This window comes from Micromonospora sp. KC723 (assembly GCF_004348595.1).
GTDB lineage: Bacteria > Actinomycetota > Actinomycetes > Mycobacteriales > Micromonosporaceae > Micromonospora.
In genome coordinates this window covers 1-17,356 of sequence record NZ_SMKD01000118.1, presented here as the reverse complement: position 1 = coordinate 17,356, position 17,356 = coordinate 1, and the positions used below count along the sequence as shown (strand labels likewise).

12 protein-coding genes are annotated in these 17,356 nt (G+C 74.1%); 3 read left to right on the top strand and 9 right to left on the bottom strand.

Going from position 1 to position 17,356, the window contains the following annotated elements:
* The first annotated feature begins 729 nt into the window (after window positions 1-729).
* Window positions 730-3,627 carry a glycoside hydrolase family 48 protein gene (locus E1165_RS22190; protein WP_207917004.1) on the top strand — a complete coding sequence of 966 codons (2,898 nt, stop codon included), beginning with the start codon at window positions 730-732 and terminating at the stop codon, window positions 3,625-3,627.
* Window positions 3,628-3,926: 299 nt separating this feature from the next.
* Here the strand turns inward: E1165_RS22190 and E1165_RS22185 are convergent, their stop codons facing one another.
* Window positions 3,927-4,613: a DUF3159 domain-containing protein gene (locus tag E1165_RS22185; RefSeq protein ID WP_132393691.1), complete on the bottom strand. Its 687-nt coding sequence runs from the start codon at window positions 4,611-4,613 to the stop codon at window positions 3,927-3,929.
* A gap of 83 nt (window positions 4,614-4,696) precedes the next feature.
* Between E1165_RS22185 and E1165_RS22180 the strand changes: the two genes are divergently transcribed.
* Complete coding sequence (locus tag E1165_RS22180; RefSeq protein WP_132393696.1) at window positions 4,697-5,584, top strand: phosphatase PAP2 family protein; 888 nt, start codon at window positions 4,697-4,699, stop codon at window positions 5,582-5,584.
* A 3-nt stretch (window positions 5,585-5,587) separates the two neighbouring features.
* Here E1165_RS22180 and E1165_RS22175 read toward each other — a convergent pair whose 3' ends face one another.
* Complete coding sequence (locus E1165_RS22175) at window positions 5,588-6,028, bottom strand: YbhB/YbcL family Raf kinase inhibitor-like protein (protein ID WP_207917002.1); 441 nt, start codon at window positions 6,026-6,028, stop codon at window positions 5,588-5,590.
* Between the two features lie 102 nt (window positions 6,029-6,130).
* Between E1165_RS22175 and E1165_RS22170 the strand changes: the two genes are divergently transcribed.
* Window positions 6,131-6,802, top strand: coding sequence for a maleylpyruvate isomerase N-terminal domain-containing protein (locus E1165_RS22170; RefSeq protein WP_371687379.1), 672 nt, complete (start codon window positions 6,131-6,133; stop codon window positions 6,800-6,802).
* A 66-nt stretch (window positions 6,803-6,868) separates the two neighbouring features.
* Here E1165_RS22170 and E1165_RS22165 read toward each other — a convergent pair whose 3' ends face one another.
* The 7 genes from E1165_RS22165 to E1165_RS22135 all read right to left on the bottom strand — a co-directional run bounded on the left by E1165_RS22165 (window position 6,869) and on the right by E1165_RS22135 (window position 17,246).
* Entirely contained in the window at window positions 6,869-7,732 is an 864-nt protein-coding gene (locus tag E1165_RS22165; protein ID WP_132393688.1) for a DUF1028 domain-containing protein, read from the bottom strand.
* A 71-nt stretch (window positions 7,733-7,803) separates the two neighbouring features.
* Window positions 7,804-9,015, bottom strand: a complete 1,212-nt coding sequence (locus tag E1165_RS22160; protein WP_243704924.1) for a low temperature requirement protein A — start codon at window positions 9,013-9,015, stop codon at window positions 7,804-7,806.
* Window positions 9,016-9,145: 130 nt separating this feature from the next.
* Window positions 9,146-11,533, bottom strand: coding sequence for a transglutaminaseTgpA domain-containing protein (locus tag E1165_RS22155; RefSeq protein ID WP_371687378.1), 2,388 nt, complete (start codon window positions 11,531-11,533; stop codon window positions 9,146-9,148).
* Window positions 11,509-12,657, bottom strand: a complete 1,149-nt coding sequence (locus tag E1165_RS22150; RefSeq protein WP_132393686.1) for a DUF58 domain-containing protein — start codon at window positions 12,655-12,657, stop codon at window positions 11,509-11,511. Before E1165_RS22150 ends, E1165_RS22155 begins: the two co-directional genes overlap by 25 nt.
* Before the next feature lie 13 nt (window positions 12,658-12,670).
* Window positions 12,671-13,669, bottom strand: coding sequence for a MoxR family ATPase (locus E1165_RS22145; protein ID WP_132393685.1), 999 nt, complete (start codon window positions 13,667-13,669; stop codon window positions 12,671-12,673).
* 27 nt (window positions 13,670-13,696) lie between these two features.
* Window positions 13,697-16,330, bottom strand: a complete 2,634-nt coding sequence (locus E1165_RS22140) for a fibronectin type III domain-containing protein (protein ID WP_371687377.1) — start codon at window positions 16,328-16,330, stop codon at window positions 13,697-13,699.
* 151 nt (window positions 16,331-16,481) lie between these two features.
* Window positions 16,482-17,246 (bottom strand): fibronectin type III domain-containing protein, encoded by a 765-nt coding sequence (locus E1165_RS22135; RefSeq protein ID WP_243704923.1) that lies wholly within the window; start codon window positions 17,244-17,246, stop codon window positions 16,482-16,484.
* Between the last annotated feature and the right edge of the window lie 110 nt (window positions 17,247-17,356).

The following is a 17,356-nucleotide window of genomic DNA, read 5'->3' as shown; positions in this document are numbered from 1 at the left end:
GGGCCGCGGGTCGGCCGGTCGACCGACCGTGTGCCGACAGCGAACGAGGCCGGCCGGGTGGCGCGCACGCCTGTCCCGTCGGCCTCTTTTCCCCTCGACTGCGGGGGTTTAGTGTGGGGACGGGGGAGGGCAACCCCCGTCCCCACTGTGGTGCATACACGCACGGGTGGACTTGGCCGTTCCGTCGTGCGTGTCGCGCGGGAGCCGGGCCACGCGAGTGGCTCTGGTTCCACCTCCCTCCTCGAGTCGGTGGGTCACGGCTGACGGCGGTGTCCGGGCTGGCCCGTCGTCAGCCCCTCGGGCTGTACGCTGCGGTGTGATGACCGCAGTCAATCCAACTGTTTGCATCTACGTCGATGGAAGCGCTCCCATCGGCGATGCTGCGACTGTAACGCCCGTCACGGGTTTGTGAAAGACCCTAAATGAGATCGAAACATGGATGTGTGTTTGACCTGCGGTGTTGTTGTGGGAGCGCTTCCATGGCACACTGTCGAATCAATCGCGACGCGGAGCCAGCTCACGCGAGCGTGGGTCGCCGAGGGCATCCGGTTCTCCGGACGGCACCCCGAGGAGACGGCACCCTGCCCCCGGGCAGCACAGGCCGATTCCGACCGACCACCATCCCGGGCGCCTCCGTCCCCCTGCGACCCCTGCTCGCGTGGAGGTGCCTTGCCGGCGGCCCACCCCGGCCCCGGCCCGGTCCGAGGAGACACCGCGCACATGAGACTCATGGCAAGACGTCGCCGGACGGCGATGCTCGCCGCCGCCACCCTCGCCGTCGCTGGAGTGGCCCTGCCCGCCGGCGCGGCGCACGCCGCCCCGGCCTGCGACGTGACCTACGCGACCAACGACTGGGGCGGCGGTTTCACCGCCAACGTCACCATCAAGAACCTGGGCGACGCCATCAACGGCTGGACGCTCAAGTGGACGTTCCCGAACAGCAGCCAGCGGATGACCTATGGCTGGTCGGCGAAGTGGAGCCAGACCGGCAGCGAGGTGACCGCGACCAACGAGGGATGGAACGGCAACCTCGGCACCGGCGCCTCCACCACGATCGGTTTCCAGGGCACCTACAGCGGCAGCAACCCGAAGCCCGCCACGTTCACGCTCAACGGTGTCACCTGCAACGGCGCGATCGTCAACCAGCCGCCGAGGGTGGCCCTGAGCGTGCCCGCCGGCCCGTTCGAGGCGCCGGCGGACGTGCCGTTGACCGCCACCGCCAGCGACCCGGACGGGACGATCAGCAAGGTCGAGTTCTACCGTAACGGCCTGCTGGTCAACACCGACACCACCGCGCCGTACGGCTACACCCTGGAGGACCTGCCGGCCGGCAACTACACGGTGCAGGCCAAGGCGTACGACAACGCCGAAGCCAGCGCGATCGCCGAGCGGGCGTTCACGGTCACCGCCGCCACGGGTCCGGTCCTGGTGGCCACCCCGTCCGCGGTCAGTGTCACCGAGGGTGGCACGGCCACCTTCAACCTGAAACTCAGCGCGGCCCCCAGCGGCAACGTCCCGGTGACCCTGTCCCGCACCGGGGACACCGACGTCACCGTCTCGCCGGGCACCGTCGTGCTGACGCCGAGCAACTGGAGCGCCGGGGTGACCGCCACGGTCTCGGCGGCGGAGGACTCCGACACGGTCGGCGGCACCGCCACCATCACCGCCGCGGCCACCGGCTACGCCCCGCTCGCGATCACCGTCACCGAGATCGACAACGACACCCCGGGTGGCGACAACGCGTACATCAAGCGCTTCCTCGACCAGTACGGCAAGATCAAGAACTCCGGGTACTTCAGCCCCGAGGGCGTGCCCTACCACTCGATCGAGACGCTGATCGTCGAAGCGCCCGACCACGGCCACGAGACCACCTCGGAGGCGTTCAGCTTCTGGCTCTGGCTGGAGGCCAACTACGGTCGGGTCACCCAGAACTGGGCGCCGTTCAACAACTCCTGGACGGTGATGGAGAAGTACATCATCCCGTCCTCGGCCGACCAGCCCACCGCCGGCGCCGCGGGCACCGCGCAGTACGCCGCCGAGCACCCGCTGCCCAGCCAGTACCCGTCCCAGTTGCAGGCCAACGTCGCGGTCGGGCAGGACCCGCTCCGCGGCGAACTGCAGTCCACCTACGGCACCGGGGACATCTACGGCATGCACTGGCTGCTGGACGTGGACAACGTCTACGGCTACGGCCGCTGCGGCGACGGCACCACCCGGCCGGCGTACATCAACACCTTCCAGCGGGGCACCCAGGAGTCGGTCTGGGAGACCGTGCCGCAGCCGTCCTGCGACACCTTCAAGCACGGCGGCCAGTACGGCTACCTCGACCTGTTCGTCAAGGAGTCGAACGCCCCGGCCAAGCAGTGGAAGTACACCAACGCCCCGGACGCCGACGCCCGCGCCGTGCAGGCCGCGTACTGGGCGCTGACCTGGGCCAAGGCCCAGGGCAAGCAGGCCGACGTGGCGGCGACCGTCGCCAAGGCCGCCAAGATGGGTGACTACCTGCGCTACGCGATGTTCGACAAGTACTTCAAGAAGATCGGCAACTGCGTCGGCGCCACCACCTGCCCGGCCGGCACCGGCCGGGACTCCGCGCACTACCTGATGTCCTGGTACTACGCCTGGGGCGGCGCGTACGAGCCCGGCCAGAACTGGTCGTGGCGGATCGGCTCCAGCCACAGCCACTTCGGCTACCAGAACCCGTTCGCGGCGTGGGCGCTGACCAACGTCAACGAGCTCAAGCCGAAGTCGCCGACCGCGGTCAGCGACTGGCAGAAGAGCTTCGAACGGCAGCTGGAGTTCTACACCTGGCTCCAGTCCGCCGAGGGCGGCATCGCCGGTGGCGCCACCAACAGCTGGGAGGGCAGCTACGCCCAGCCGCCGGCCGGCACCGCCACCTTCTACGGCATGTTCTACGACGTCGACCCGGTCTACAACGACCCGCCGTCGAACCAGTGGTTCGGCATGCAGGTCTGGTCGATGCAGCGGATCGCCGAGCTGTACCTGGAGACCGGCAACGCCAAGGCCAAGGCGCTGCTGGACAAGTGGGTGCCGTGGGCCATCGCCAACACCACCCTGGGCGCCAACTGGTCCATCCCGTCGGACATGAAGTGGACCGGCCAGCCCAACAACTGGAACCCCAGCAACCCGCAGCCCAACACCAACCTGCACGTCGAGGTGACGGTGAGGGGCCAGGACGTCGGGGTCGCCTCGGCCTACGCCCGGACCCTGATCGCGTACGCGGCCAAGTCCGGCAACGCGGCGGCGAAGAACACCGCCAAGGGCCTGCTGGACGCGCTGCACGCGGCCAGCGACGCCAAGGGCGTCTCGATGCCGGAGAAGCGCGGCGACTACCGGCGCTTCGACGACGTCTACGACGCCGCCACCGGGCAGGGCCTCTACATCCCGCCGGGCTGGACCGGCAAGATGGCCAACGGCGACGCCATCGCCGCCGGCAAGAGCTTCCTCGACATCCGGTCGTTCTACAAGAACGACCCCGACTGGCCGAAGGTCGAGGCCTACCTCAAGGGTGGGGCCGAGCCGACCTTCAACTACCACCGGTTCTGGGCACAGGCCGACGTCGCCATGGCGTACGCCGACTACGGCCACCTCTTCCCGAACGGGTGATCTGACCCTTCCGGGTGGGTGGCGCGGCGCCACCCACCCGGAGGCCGACCGGGCCCGGGGGAGCGGACCGCCCGGTCGGCGGGCGGCCTGATTCCCACGGTCAGGCCGGGGGTGGGTCGACCGTCTGGTCGACGCAGCGGACGCGAGGCCCACCCCACTGCCCGCCTTCCGTGCCGTCGTGTGGCCGTGGCGAAAAAAGACGACGTCGTGATATCACAGGACGTCCCTCGACGGAGTACCGTGTTTCCCGGAGAGGCCGCTCCCCCCGTGGCGGCCTCTCCCTTGACGTTCCGGCCCGCTCAGGAGCCCGTCGGCGGCACCGGGTGCCGCAGTCCCGGGTGACCGGCCGGCAGCGACCGCCGGATCACCAGCCAGCTCACGGTCAGCGCCGCAGCCACCAGCGGCCAGCTCAGCGCCGCCCGGGCCACGGTCAGGGCGACCACCTGACTGCCCAGGTACAGCGGCAGGAACACCGCCAACCGCACCGCGTACGTCGCCGCCCACACCCAGCTGCCCCGCGAGTACGCCCGCAGCAGCGCCCGATCCCGGCGCCACCGCCCCCGCTGCCCAAGCGCCACCCCGACCAGCACCCCGAGCAGCGGCCAACGCACCACGATGCTGACCACCCACACCAGCGCGCTGGCCGCGTTGGAGAAGAGCTGCACCAGGAAGAAGTCGACCGCCCGCCCGGTGCGCAGGGCGATCAGCGCGGCGAGGCAGACCGCCAGCAATCCGACCAGCACCGACCGGGGCCGGTCCCCGCGCCGCACCCGCCAGAGCGCCACCGCCGAGCCGGCCAGCACGGCCACCGCCACCCCGCCGACGACGGACCGACCGGCCAGCAGCCAGCCGAGCGTGAACGCCACCGGCGGCACGGTGGCGTCCACCGCGCCCCGGCGCCCGCCGAGCAGATCCGCCAGCGACTCCGGCCGGTCCACGGTGGGCCGCTCCTGCTCCGACCGCTTCTGCTCCGACGTGCTGTCCACCCGCGCCTCCCGTGGTCCGGCACCACGGTAGCCGGGCCGCGTCGGTGGTCCCCCGAGCGACCTGCCGGGTGGACCGCTACGGTGTGCGGGTGCGCGAGACGGCGAGGGGCGGGACGGCGGTCTGGTTGGTCGTACTGGCGCTGGCCCAGGCGGCCGCGTTCGCCCTGCTCTGGCGGTTGGCGGTGCACACCGGGACCGGCCAGTGGCTCGACACCGTCGCGTTGACCGGCAACCGCATCGGCCAGCAGCGCATCGAGGGTCTCGTCGACCGGGTCCTCAACGCGATGTCGGTGGTCTCCCTGCTGACGGCCACCGTGGTGATCGGTTTCATCGCGCTGATCCGGGGGCGCAGGGCGCTCGCACTCGGGGCCACCCTGCTCATCGCCGGCGCCAACGTCACCACCCAACTGCTCAAGTACGGGCTCGACCGGCCCGCGCTCGGCATCGACCCGCAACGGGACGCGGTCGGCAACAGCCTGCCCAGCGGGCACGCCACCGTCGCCGCGTCGGTGGCGCTGGCGCTGGTGCTGGTGCTACCGCCCAAGGTGCGCCCGCTCGCGGCGTTCCTCGGCGGCGCGTACGCGGCCGTCGCCGGCGTGGCCACCCTCTCCGCCGGCTGGCACCGGCCCAGCGACGCGGTGGCCGCGTTCCTGGTCGTCGGGGTCTGGGCGGCGCTGGCCGGGTTGGTGCTGCTGGTGTTCCAGCGGGAGCAGGCGCAGGTCGCCAGCGAGGACGCGCACGGCCTCGCCGCCGCGGTGCTGGGGCTCGGCGGCCTGGCCGCCGTCGTCGTCTCCGGGCTGGCCGTGTCCTCGCTGCTCGAACAGCAGCAGATCGCCGTCGAGGAGCTGACCCGCCGGACCCTGTTCATCGGGTACGCGGGCAGCGCCGCCGGCATCGCCGGGACGATGGGCGTGGTGACGGCGCTGGTGCTGCTCTCGGTGCACCGGTTGGTGCCGCGCCACAAGGGCTGACCCTCAGCGCCGGTACGTGCCCACCATGGTCCCGCTGGCCAGCTCACGGCCGGCGAGCGCGGCGTGCACGTCCGCCGCCTGCGGGGCGTCGGCCAGGTCCAGCGGGCGTTCCAGCGCGTACAGCCGGAAGAAGTACCGGTGTGCCTCCGCGCCCCGGGGCGGCTGCGGCCCACCCCAGCCGGTCGTGCCGAAGCCGTTCGGCCACTCCCGGCCGCCTTCGGGCACCGCGCCCTCGGCGACCCCCTCGGAGGTCGGCGAGATGCCGGTGACGAGCCAGTGCAGGAACGGACTGCGACCCGCGTCCGGGTCCTCCACCAGCAGCAGCAGTTCGACCGCCCGCTCCGGCACGTCGGACCACTGCAACGGCGGCGAGACGTTCCCGCCGTCCCGGGCGAACCGCCCCGGCAACTGGTCGTGGTCGGTGAACGCGGTGCTGCGCAGCATGATGCCGGCCATTTGTTGCCCGCCCCCTCTCGTCGGCCCGGCGCGTACCCGGCGGCGGGGTGGCGAAACCGCGTGAGAGGGTGAGGCGCGGAGGGGATGCGGGTGGAGACGGTACGGGCGGCGTTCCGGGACGAGTGCGTCCGGCTGGACGGCATCCTGGGCGCGGTGGACGAGGCGGACCTGGACCGCCCCACCCGCTGTCCGCCCTGGTCGGTACGGGACCTCGTCGCACACGTCAGCACCGGCGCCGGGCGTCTGGTCGACATGCTCGCCGCGCCGGCCCCGCCCCGGGCCGAGGTGGACGCCGCCGGCTACTTCGGCATCGCCAAGTTCGCCCCGCAGGTGGACGCCGCCCGGATCGACAGCGCCCGCCGGGAGGCCCGCCGACCGGCCGACGCGGCAGCGGTGGCGGCGGCCTTCAGCGCCGCCTGGCGGGGCACGGACGCGGCGGTGGCGGCGGCGCCGCCGGGGCGGCTGGTCCGCACCCGGCACGGTGACGCGATGACCCTGACGGATTTCCTGGTCACCCGGGTGGTGGAGGTCGGGGTGCACGGTCTGGACCTGGCCGAGGCGCTGGGCCGGCCGCCGTGGCTGACCCCTACGGCCGCCCGGGTGGTCGCCGACCTGCTGACCGGCGGCCGGCCGGTGCCGGCGGCGTTCGGCGGGGACCCGCTCACCCTCATCGGCAAGGCCACCGGCCGCGCTCCGCTGACCGCCGGGGAACGGGCCGAGCTGGTGGCGGCCGGCCTCCGCCGACTCTCCTTCTCGGCCTGAGCCGCCCGTGGTCGGGCAGCGGCCGGGCAGGCGAGGTTTCCCACCCGCCGGGGCGCGTACGCCGGATCAGGTCGCCTCGCGGGGTGCCGGCACCCGGGCGACACCGCGCCGCAGCTGGGTCAGGACGACCGGGTCGATCCGGCCCGGCACCAGCCGCTCCTCCAGGTTCTCCAGCCCGGCCCAGGCGGCCAGCGCGTCGTCGAGCCCGGCCGCGTCGACCGGGTGGCCGGCGGCGGCCAGCAGGGCGGTGACCTCGTCGGCGACCGGGCCGGCGAGGTCGAGCAGGGTGGCCGGGTCGGGCCGGCCGAACATCATGGTGTGGATGTCGAGCAGCCGGCCCAACTCGGTCACCGGGTCAGGATGGTCGTCGACCCGCAGGTTTACCAACTCGTCGCCGGTGCCCGCGTACCCGCCGTGGCGCTCGACCACCAGCAGGCCGGCGCTCTGCCGGCCACGCCGGTCGCCGCCGGCCTCGTCGCCGGCCCGCAACGCGGCGAGCAGCCGCTGCGGCAACGGCAGCGCCTCACCGGCCAGCCAGCCGTCCCGGACCGCGTCGAGGACATGCGGACCGGCGAGGATGTTGCCCTGCGCCGCCCAGCCGTCGCCGGCCTGCCCGCCCGCCCACGGGCGGCACCGGGGACCCGTCCAGGTCGCGCCGACACCCTCGACGCCCACCACGCCGAGTTGACGGTCGTCCCGGCCCGGGTCGGCGGCGACCAGCCCGGCCACCACGTCCACGGCGGCGACGCCGGTGCGCAGCAGGGCGAGCCCCTGCGGCCGGTAGGACAGGTTGGCGTGCGCCTGGGTGGCGATGGCGCCGACCTGTGCCTCGGCCGCCGGCACCAGCGCGCCGGCGGCGAGGAACCTGCTGGCCACCGCGACGCCGAGCCGGCGTCCGTCGGCGGAGCGGGCGACGATCGAGAAGGTCACGGGTGGAGGCTAGCGCCGGCCGGGCCGCCACCGACACGCAAGGTGACGGAGGCCTCACTTGCGGTGGCGGCTCACATCGGCGGCGCGGCCTCCTCCGGGGGCTTGCCCCGCGAGCGGCGGGCGTCGACCACCGCCACCCCGCCCAGCACCACCGCGGCCACCGTCGCCGAAAGCAGCGGCGGGACATGCACCAGCCACGGCACCGGCGCCAGCAGGACACCCGCCGCGACCCACCGGGACGGCGAGACCCGGCCGAAGACCTCGTACTCGAAGCGCGCCCGCCCGGCGAGGAAGACCACCGGACCACCCATGATCATCGCCACCCAGGCCGCCTCGGGGTCACGCAGCGGATACGTGATCGTCAACTCGTAGCCGATCGCCGTCGCCACCAACCCCACCACCATCAGCAGGTGGGTGTCCGCCGCCGAGCGCCCGGTCGCCGCCGGGTGCCGGGACCTCGTCACCGCCTCGGCCAGGATCAGCCCGGCCCGCTGCACGTAGATCCGCCAGTACAGCACCGACGTCACGACCGCCACCGCGAAGGCGGCCGTCGGGGCCGGGTCGTACGGGCCGCCGCTGTAGGCCAGCCCGGCGACCAGGACCGTCTCGCCGAGCGCGATGAGGAAGAACTGCTGGTACCGCTCCGCCAGGTGCTCGCCGGCGATGTCCCAGCGGCTGATCGTGGAGCGGCCCAGCCCCGGCACCGGCCAGTCGGACCGGGACGCGAGGTACTCCAGCGCCAGCGCCGACGCCCACAGCATCACCCGGGTGCCGGTCGGTAGCAGCGCGCCGGCGATCCACAGCGTCCCGGTGACGCTGAAGGTGATCAGCATCCGCAGCTTGAGCTGGCGGCGGTGCTGCCGCCCCAACGCCAGCAGCAGGATCCCCGGGCGGGACACCTGCGCCACAACGTACGCCACCGCGAACGCCATCCCGGCCTCGGTGAACGCGCGGGGGATCGCCACCCCCATCACCATGCTCGACGCCAACGCCGTGAACACCAGCGCCTGCAACCAGCTGTTCCGGGGATCGTAGCGGCTGGTCGTCCAGGCGGTGCCCTGCCAGACCGCCCACAGCGCGAGCAGCAGCAGCAACGTCTTGCCGCCCCCGATGATCGGCTCCCAGCCGTCGGTGCCATGCGGATTCAGGGCGAGGTCCTCGAAGGCCCGGAACGAGATCCGGGTCAGCGCGAAGATGTAGACCAGGTCGAAGAAGAGCTCCAGCAGCGTGGCCCGCTGGGACGAGCGGGTCGTCGCGACCGGTTTCCCGTCCTCGGCTCTCACCGCCGTACCCCCGCCGTCCGGTCCACCCCGCGTTCGTAACATCCCGGCGGGCTCTGGCGTGGGCAATGGCCGGATCCGGCCCACGTCGCGCCGGCACGTGGTTCCGCGGGGACGGCGTGTGCCGGACGGGTCAGCGCCGCCAGCGCAGCGGGGCGGGGTGGACGGACCAGACGAGGCGGCGCCACCACGGTCGAGCGGCGCGCAGCGCGGCCACGTAGGCGGTCGCCTCCGTCGTCGCCCGGTCCGCCTGCGCGACGGTCAGCATGCCGGGAGCGAAGGCAGCCTGGTTGAGCAGCCCGGCCAACTCCTCCACCCCGGGCGTCGCCGCGGCGGGTAGGGTCGGCGCGGCGGCGAGCAGCACACCGGCAGCCCCACCGCCACCGCCCCGGGTGGGTTCGACGGCTGGGGCAGGGACCTCGGCGCCGCCGGTTCGCCGTCCGGCGCGGGCGGCGCGCGCCTCGACGAGGACCTGCCGGGCGTGGAGCGCGACCTCGGTGGCGGCCAGGTCCCCGTCGACCGGCCGGCCAGCCAGCCGCAGCGCGTCCGTGACGTGCCGCCAGGCGCCCGCCACCCGGTCGGTGGGGTCACCCCGACCGAGCCGGGCCCGGGTCTGCGCCCGGCGCATCCCCGCCAGGACGCCGAGGAGCGCCCCGACCAGCAGGAGCGGGACGCCCACCGCCAGGACGGTCAGCGCCGCAGCCGACAGTCCCCGGTCGACGCCGTCCCCCTCCGTCGAGACGGCCACCGACGGGGTGGCGGTCGGCTCCAGGGACGGTTCCGGCACCTCCGTCGGCGGCGGTTCCTCCTTCGGTGGCCGGAAGTCCTCCTCCACCGGGCGCGGCTGGGCGTCCGGGCGGGGCAGCGGATCGAACGGCACCCAACCCACCCCGGAGAAGAGCACCTCCGGCCAGGCGAACGCGTCGGCGGCCCGCACCGGCCCGTCACCGCGCGTCGAGAACCCCACCACCACCCGGGTGGGCAGGCCACTCAACCGGCCCAGCACCGCGAAGGCCGCCGCGAACTGCTCCGACGTGCCCCGCTGCCCGCCGCCGTTACGCGGACCGAACAGGAAGAAGTTCAGATTCGGGTACGCGTGCCCGCTCGGCGCGTCCGCCACCATCCGGTAGTGCTCGGCAAGGAACCGCTCGATCGCGGCGGCTCGGGCGTACGGGGCGCCGTTGTCCTCGGCGAGCTGGGCGGCGAGCCGCCGCAGCGGCTCCGGCGTGCCGTCCGGCACCCGCAGCACCCGGGCCACCTCCTCCCCGGCGGGCACGTCGGCGGTGGCGAGCAGGTTGACGTCCGGCTGCTCCCGCGCCGACGTCACCGTGTACCGCAGCCCCGGCGTCAGCCCCTCCGGGCGGATCAGCGTCCCGGTCGCCGGGTCGTACGCCACCCGCGCGCCGGTCACCTCGCGCGGGGTGGCCACCGCCGGCAGCAACCGGCCGGTCAGACCCGACACGGTGATCTCCTGGCGGACGGTGTCCACCGCCCCCGGGCCCGGCTCGGCGGCCGGCAGGATCCGCCCCGCGTTGCGGTACGTCGCCCCGACCCGCCAGGTCACCCCGTCGTAGTCGCTGAGCACCGCCAGCCGGATCCGGGTCTGCGCCCCGGCCGGCGCGAGCGTGGTGACGGCCAGCAACTCCTGCTCCGGGTGCAACGCCCACCCGGAGATCCGGATCAGCGGGTTCTCGTCCAGCGACTCCACCCGGGGCGGCTCCACGTACCGGCGCGGATCCACCGGCCGGTCCTCGACCCGCGCCGCCAACGCCGGACCGAGCAGCGCCGCCAGACCCACCACCACGGCGACCCCGGCCGCGCCGCCCGCCACCAGCCGTACGCGCACGGCCACCCGCACCGCCGGCGGCAGCGCCGCCGCCGGGTCGCCGGCCGGCGCCTCCCGCGCACCGGACGCCACCAGACCCAGGGCGACGGCGGCGGCGAACGCCACCGACGGCCAGAGCGCCGGATCCGCGTTCGGACCCACCACGTAGAGCGCGCCCGCGTAGAGCAACGCCGGCGGCAGGAAACCGAGCAACGACCTTCCGGCACGCAGCGCCACCTCGGCGCCGGTCAACCCGGCCAGCCAGGTCGCCACCAGCGGCACCAGCACCGTGTCCGGGGTCGGCTCGACCGGGATCAGCGCGGTCAGCAGCCGGGGGATGCCGTTGCGGGCGGCGTCGGCCGCCACCTCGAGGACCCCGCCGGGCAGCGCCGCGCGCCGGGCCGCCAGGTGCAGCCCGAACAGCGTCCAGCCGACCATCGCGGCCACCGACACCGGAGCCACCAGCCACGACCGCAGCCGCCGGGCCACCACGCTCACCAGCACCGAACCGACAGCCGCGCCGACCATCAACCAGGTCAGCAGATGACCGGCGTACATCCGGCCCAGCACCACACCGGGCAGCCCGACCAGCACCACCAGCGCCAGCGGCGTGGGCGCCGCGCGCAGCCACCGTGTCGGACCGGCCCCGCCACCGGCGGAGGGCCGCGACGTCACCACCGGCGTACCCCGTCCCACTCGGCGGCGAAGCCGGCGCCGTCGGCGACGTCCAGCACCACCAGGCCGGCCGCCCCGGCCGGCGTCGGCGCGTCCGCGCCGAAGACCGCCACCAGCACCGACGGGTACGCCCCACGCAGCGCCCCCACCTGCCCCAGGTCGTGCCGGCCACCGGGCCCGGTCAGGAAGACCAGGGTGTCGCCGGGGCGGTCCCGACGCAACCGGCCCACGCAGCCGCGCAACGTCTCCGCGTCCCCCTCGGCCAGCTCCACCGCGGTCAGCCGGTCCAGCGGCGGCTCCCCGGCCCGGTCCTCGCCCGGCGCGACCAGCAGCAGCACCACCGGCAGGTCCTCGCGCACCGCCGCCGTCACCACCGACGCCGCCGCCTCACAGGCCGACTCGAACGACTCGGCCACCCCGTCGACCCGCTCCGGGTGGGCCGTCGCCCGGTTGTCCAGCAGCACCACGATCCGGGGCAGACTGGTGTCGACGTTCTCCCGCACCATCAGCTCGCCCACCCGGGCGCTGGTCCGCCAGTGCACCCGGCGCAGCTCGTCGCCGACCACATACTCACGCAACGAGTCGAAGGTGATCGACCCGTGCGGGACGCTGTCCGAACTGCCGTCCAGGCTGCGTCCCGCGCCGGTCGGCACCGCCCGCAGCGGATGCACCCGGGGATGCACCCACACCGGCACCGTCTCGCCGTAGGAGCGGGCCAGCGCCACCAGGCCCAGCGGATCCCGCCGGACCACCCGCAGCGGCCCCACCGGCACCACGCCCCGGCGCCCCGTCGGCACCTCGTACTCCACCGTGGTGTCCCGACCGGGACGCAGCCGCAGCACCGGCACCGGCACCCGGCGCGGGCCGCAACGGTCCTCGGCGAGCAGGCTCGCCGCCCGCAACCGACCGGCGTTGCGTACCGTCACGGTCATCCGGGCCGCCTCGCCGCGCGCCACCCGGTCCGGGTCCGCGCTGCGGGTGACCTCCAGCCGGGGCCGCCAGGCCGCCGTCACCACGGCGTAGCCGACCGCCACTGCGGCCGCCGTGCCGAGCAGCACCAGTTCCGGGTACGCGTACCGGAAACCCAGGCCGAGCAGCAGCACGGCGGCGACGAGCAGCCCGATGCCCCGGGCGGTGATCCCCATGCCGGCGGGCCGGTCAGCCGTGTGCCGGGGACGGCTGGCCCGACGGCAGCGGCACCGGCACCGACGCGACCGCCTGACGCAGCACCTCGGCGGCGGTCACCCCCCGGACCTGCGCGTCGGGCGTGAGCAGCAGCCGGTGCGCGAAGACCGGCTCGGTCAGCGTCTTCAGATCCTCCGGCATGATCCAGCCCCGGCCGTCGATCAGCGCGTACGCGCACGCCGCCCGGGTCAGCGCGATCACGCCCCGGGGGCTGACCCCTACCCGCACCTGCGGATGGGTGCGGGTCGCGGCGGCCAGCCGGACGGCGTACCCGTACAGCGGCTCGGCGATGTGCACCCGGCGCGCCATGTTGACCATCTCCCCGACGGTGGCCGTGTCGGTGACCGGGCTGAGCGAGTCGGGGGAGCGGACCGTGGCCCCGCGCAGCACCTCCACCTCGACCGTCTCGTCCGGGTAGCCCACCGACAGCTTCACCAGGAACCGGTCCAGCTGCGCCTCCGGCAGCCGGTAGGTGCCGTCCATCTCCACCGGGTTCTGGGTGGCCACCACCAGGAACGGCTGCGGCACCGGATGCCGCACCCCGTCCACGGTGACGGTGCGCTCCTCCATCACCTCCAGCAGCGCCGACTGGGTCTTCGGCGAGGCCCGGTTGATCTCGTCGGCGATGACGATGTTGGCGAACACCGGGCCCGGGTGGAACTCGAAGCCCCGGGTGGCCTGGTTGAAGATGGTCACCCCGGACACGTCGGAGGGGAGCAGGTCCGGGGTGAACTGGATGCGCCGCCACTGGCCCTGCACGGTCGCCGCGATCGCCCGGGCCAGGGTGGTCTTGCCGACCCCGGGCACGTCCTCCAGCAGCACGTGCCCCTGGGCGAACAGCGCGGTCAGCGCCAACCGGACCACCTGCGGCTTGCCCAGCACCACCGCGTTGACGTTCTCGGCAAGCCGGGCGGCGAGGGCGGCGAAGCCCTGCACCTCCGGCTGGGTGAGCGGTTCCTGCGGGCTGTTCACGGTGCTCCTCGGCTGGGTGGTCCGGCGTCAGCAGGTGGGCAGGATCTTGATGTCGTCGCCGCCCTCCAGGTTGAGCCAGGCCCACGGGATGTAGTTGCGTCCCTCGTACTCGACCTGCACCCACCAGGTGCTCTGCTTCTGGTTGTTGTAGATCCAGGAGTCGACGTTCTGGCCCGACCTCTTGCAGTACGCCTTCAGCCGGGTGCCGGGCTTGGCCCAGCCGACCTGCTTGTCGTTGTCCTGCCGAGGTACCGAGAAGATCTCGTTGCCGTTGCGGCCGTCGACGTCCTTGTCGCAGTAGGTGCGCTGGTCACCGTCCGACCCGTTTTTGCAAGTGGCGACGCCGTACAGGGGGTCGGTGGTCTGGGCCCGCTCCGCGGTGCCCTTGCCCGCCGCGTTGCTCGCCGTCACCGTGAACGTGTACGCCGTCCCCGGCGCCAACCCGGACATGGTGATCTTCGAGCAGGGCCCCTGCTCCGGCTGCTCACCGCTGGTGCTCAACGTGCAGGTGGCCTGCCCGCCGCCCGCGTCGACGGTGAACGTGACCGTCGCCGTGGTGGCGGTCGCCGACGAGCCGGTCACCGTGACCCGGGGCGGCGCCACCGTGCGGGCGGTGGTGGTGGCCTCCGGGCCGGGGCCGGCCTCGTTGACCGCCCGCACCTTCACCCGCACGTTCTGCCCGTCGCCCAGCCCGGACACCGTGGTCTGGGTGTCGGTCACCTCGCTGACCCGGCCCGCCACGTCCACCCGGTACGCCGTCACCGGCCGGCCGTTGTCGGCCGCCGGGGACCACCGCAGGGCGATGGCGCCGGGCTGGTCGGCGACCGTGCTGGCGGTCAGGTCGGTCGGCTGCCCCGGCGGGGCGAACGGCACGACCGTGTTGCTCACCGGGGAGGCCGCCGAGCCGGCGCCCTTGTCGTTGACGCTCACCACCGTGAAGGCGTACTGGGTGCCGTACTCCAGCTCACCGGCGGGGATCACCAGTTCGGTGCGGGTGGACTCACCGGCCGGCGCGTTGGTGCCCGCCGACGTCGCGGTCACCGCGTACCGGGCGATGGTGTTGCCCTGCCCGTTGGCGGCGGGCCAGGTCACCCGGACCGTGCCGTCCGGCCGGGCCTCGGCGGTCACGCTGGCCGGCGGATCCGGCACCGCCGCGGTCGGGGTGACCGGGTTGCTCCGGCGCGCCGGCCCGGCGCCCTTGGCGTTCACCGCGTGCACCGAGAACGTGTACGACCTGCCGTTGGTCAGGCCGGTGATCTCGACCGCCCGCTGGTTGGCGCCCACCTCGTGCCGCTGGCCGTCACCCTCCACCACGTACCTGATGATCTCGGCGCCGTTCGCGGCGGCCGGCTTCCAGGTCACCCGGGCCTGCGCGTTGCCGGCCGAGGCGCTGACCGACCGGGGCGCGCCCGGTTTGCCCACCTTCGGCTTCTTCGGCGGCGGTGGCGGTGGGGGAGCCGGCGGCGGGTCGCCGCCGAGCACGTCGTTGGCGTACTTGTTGACCTCGCGGACCTGGTGCTTGTCGTCCACCACACGGGCGACGGAGGAGTCCGGCGCGTTGATGAAGAGGTGGTTCTCCCGCACCTCCAGCTCCAGCGGGCCGGCCGCGCCCTTGCCGGTGACCGTGTCGACCAGCTGGCCGGCGCCGTCGAACGCGTACACGGTGCCGCTGGCCTCGTCCGCGCAGTAGAACCGGCCGGCCCACGCCACCGCCGGGCTCAGCCGGTCGCCGGCGCCCGGCACGGTGAACTCCCGCACCTCGCCCGCGCCGTCGGCGACGACGTGCACCCGCCGCTCGCCGGCGACCGTGACCGGCACGGCCGGGCCGCTGGTGCGGGCCGGCAGGGTGCCGACGGCGGACATGGTCAACGGGGTCCGCCGGGTGGTGCCGCCGCGGACCGTGACCAGCGACGCGGAGGTGCGGTCGAGCACCGCCACCCCGTCGTCCAGGGTGGACACGACCAGCTCGTGGCTCGGCTCGGCGACCGGGTACGTCTCGACCCGCTCCGGACCGGCCCCACCGGCGGACGCCGCGCCGGCCGGCGCGGCGGGCAGCCGGGCCGGGGTGACCGCCGAGACCGTCCCCTCGCTCGGGATCGCGATCCAGAGCCGGCCCTTGCCGTCGAACGCGCCCCCGGTGATGCCCGGGGGGTACCGCACCGGCTCGCCCACCGGGGTCAGCGAGCGTGGGTCGAGCTGCCGGACGATGCCCTGCACGGCGTCGACCACGAAGGCCGCGTCCTCGTGCAGAGCCACGTTCACCCCGAGACCGGGCGTGGTGGGGGTGGTCGCGGTGATCTGGAGGGTGGCCAGGTCGAGTGAGCTGACCTGGCCGGTCTTCAGGTCGCGCAGGACCAGCAGCCGGTCGGTCTGGGCGACCTCCATCGGATGCCGGCGTGCTCCCGGGATCCCCATCCGGGTGTCCACCCGCGCGGTGACCCCGTTGACCCGGGCGATCTCGCTGCGCGCCGCGCTCCACAACCAACTGCTGGCGTCGTAGTTGGCCACCGCGTTGTCGGCGGCGCCCAACCCCAGCACGGTGAGCCCCATGGCGGCCAGCAACGCGCCGACGGTGCCGATGGTGACCAGCCCACCGCGCATCCGCGTACGCCGGGCCGGCGTCGGACTGTCGGTGCCCACGGCGTCGTCGATGATGGCCACGGCCGACTGCCTCCCCGTCTGGCTCTCCCCGGTGGCGCCGTGCCCCGGCGACCTCCCCTGAGCCGTGGGACATCATATGGGCCGGCCGGGCGCGCCGGAACCCGCACCGTCGATGCGGTGGACACCGAGCGTGTACGGTGTGGACCGACGGTCAGCCGGCCGGTGAGCGCCGTTCCCGGTCGGTGCAGACCTGACCCGACGTGGCGAAGGCGTCCGTGGAGTAGACCGCCAGCACGGTGAAGCAGTAGTCCACCGCCGCGCTCAGCCCGTTGACCGTGTACGACGTCTGTCCCGGGTCGACGGTGGCCATCACGCCCAGGGACTTGCCGGCCCGACCCCCGGCCACCATGAACGGCACGCCGCCGCTGGTCGGATCCGACCAGTTGATCGTCACACTGGTCTCGTCGTCGCGCAGCGTGAGGTTGCCGGGCGGGGCGCCGGTGGCCCGGGGCGCGGCCGGGGACGGGTCGTCCACCGGCCCGGGCGTCGCCGCGTCGCCACCCAGCGCCACCGCGCCGACCAGGCCGGCGACGGCCACCACCAGCACACCGACCACGACCGCGACCACCACCCGGCTGCGCCCGCGCCGCTCGGGCTCGACGTCCATCGGGTACGCGACCGGATCCACCGGCGCCCACATCGCCCGGGTCGGCTCCTGGTCGACCGCCAGAGGTTGGTCGACCGGTTCCCATGGCTCGGGCCGGGTCTCGTCCGGCAGGCGTTCGGGAACGTCGTAGGCCACCAGCGGCTCGTCGACCGCCTCTGCCGGCACCTCTCGGTCGGCCGGCGCCGCGCCGTCCGGACCGGGCTCGTGGTCGTCGAGGGGCGGCACGGCCAGGGGCTGCGGAGGCGCGGCGCTGCTCCACGGTGGAGCGGTCAGGCTCCACGGGGGAGCGCTGTGCGGCGTGCCGCTCACCGGGGCGGCGCTGACCGGCTGGGCCGGCGGGGTGCTCACCGGGTGGGCCGGCGCTGGTGGGGTACTGACCGGCTGGGCTGGCGCTGGTGGGGAGCTGACCGGCTGGGTTG